We start from the raw sequence: 1637 nt of genomic DNA on the forward strand, positions 1-1637 counted from the left end.
CGGCCGCCTTGGTGGTTGTTCCATGCAGCATGACCGAAGCGAAGACCTCGATCTCGCGAGGCGTAAACTCTGCCTCCTTCGTGACGGTGTCCTTTTCGCCAAATTTCATGCCCGCTTACCTTGCCAGGCAGCTGATCGCTGTGCCGAAACAGCGAGCTGCGAACGCCAAGATTAATGGCAAGGGTCGGATGTTCCAAGAGGCGCGCGAAGGAAGTTTATTCCTGGAGGTTATGAACTTTCAGCGAGTTGGCGGAACTGAGGTCAGTTGCTTGGCAACAGTTCGGCGCGATCGAGCAAACCGGCGTCCTGACCCGGACCTGCGGCCAGTTGCACCGACACCGGAAGCCCGTCAGGAACCGGCAAAGGAATAGCCAACGCCGGCATGCCAAGCATATTTGCCCAGCGGCGGAAGCGGCCGCCGGCCAGTCCCCACGGCACCATTTCCCCATTCACCTCGGTAAGTTCGTCGGAAAGCCGCGGCGCCGATCCAGGCGCCGTAGGAATGGCAAAAGCGTCCAGGCCCGCGATTTACTCCAGAAACCGGCCTCGCACGCCGTTACGGATTTCGATGGCGCTAGCATAGGCGCCGGCATGGCTGCGAATGCCGCCCTGCAGGAATGAGGGAACCGCGTCGCCGACCATGTCCGGCTTCTGCTCGATTGCATTGCGGTAGATTCGCGCGAACTCACATTGGAGGATTGTCAGTCCCGCGGCAACGAACGCCTCCCTGTCGTCGAAGGTGAGCTCGACCGTGCGCACTTCAGGACGATCGAGCATGGTAGCCAACGCGATATCGACTGACGTGTCGACGTGAGCGCCAAGCAGTTCGGGGCAGATGCCGATCGTGATGCCCGTTGTCGTTTTGCTGCCCCCGCTTGCCGACGGGGCGAGCCGTTTTCCGGCAAGCGCCTCGGTCATCAGGCGAACGTCCCTGACCGAGCGTGCAAGAACGCCGACGCAGTCCAGCGAAGGCGCTATGCTCATGACGCCCTGCACGGCGATCAGATCATTCGTCGGCTTGTAACCGAACAAGCCGGTTGCAGCAGCCGGGGATCGGTTTGACCCGCCGCTGTCCGTGCCAACCGCTGCCAGGCAAAAACCGGCCGCGACCGCTGCGGCCGACCCGCTGCTCGTGCCACCTGTCCCACGGTCCGGATCAAGCGGGTTGGCGACCTTGCCGTGCCAAGGATTGTCGTGGCCGCCGACGCACAGTTCGTGCAGGTTCGTCTTGCCGATGATGATGGCGCCGGCCGCCTGAAGATTGGCAATGCATGTTGCCGTTTCCGTCGCGACGTGATCCCGAAACAACCGGTATCCAGCCGTTGTCGGCGAATCCTTGACTTCGATAACGTCTTTGACCGCGATCGGCACGCCATGCAGCGGGCCGCGCCTGTGACCGGATCTGATTTCGCGTGTGGCCTGAAGCGCGGCGTCCAGGGCATCAGCTTCGGCCACGAAAATCATCGCCTTGATGTGTTCATTCAGTTCCTGGATGCGATCGAGGCAACCCTCCATGATTTCCACGGGCGACAGGCCGGCAGCGATCTTTTCGCTCATCTCCTCGATGGACCGGCAAGGGCTGCTATTCATATGACGACCTTAGAGCGAACGCACCGGACCGACCGCATTGCGGCCGG

Annotated in this window: 2 protein-coding genes; both read right to left on the bottom strand. The window is 61.7% G+C overall.

What is annotated here, in order from left to right; genetic code table 11:
- Positions 1-261: 261 nt before the first annotated feature.
- Positions 262-528: an amidase family protein gene (locus tag FJ980_RS30830; RefSeq protein WP_140547340.1), complete on the bottom strand. Its 267-nt coding sequence runs from the start codon at positions 526-528 to the stop codon at positions 262-264.
- On the bottom strand, positions 529-1557 hold the full coding sequence (locus FJ980_RS30835; protein WP_181181366.1) for an amidase: 1029 nt from the start codon (positions 1555-1557) through the stop codon (positions 529-531).
- Positions 1558-1637 lie beyond the last annotated feature (80 nt).

The organism is Mesorhizobium sp. B1-1-5 (assembly GCF_006443065.1).
Classification (GTDB): domain Bacteria; phylum Pseudomonadota; class Alphaproteobacteria; order Rhizobiales; family Rhizobiaceae; genus Mesorhizobium.

Bases quoted from the DNA above. Each gene is read 5' to 3' on its own strand.
- FJ980_RS30835 (WP_181181366.1), bottom strand. From the start codon at position 1,557: ATGAGCGAAAAGATCGCTGCCGGCCTGTCGCCCGTGGAAATCATGGAG.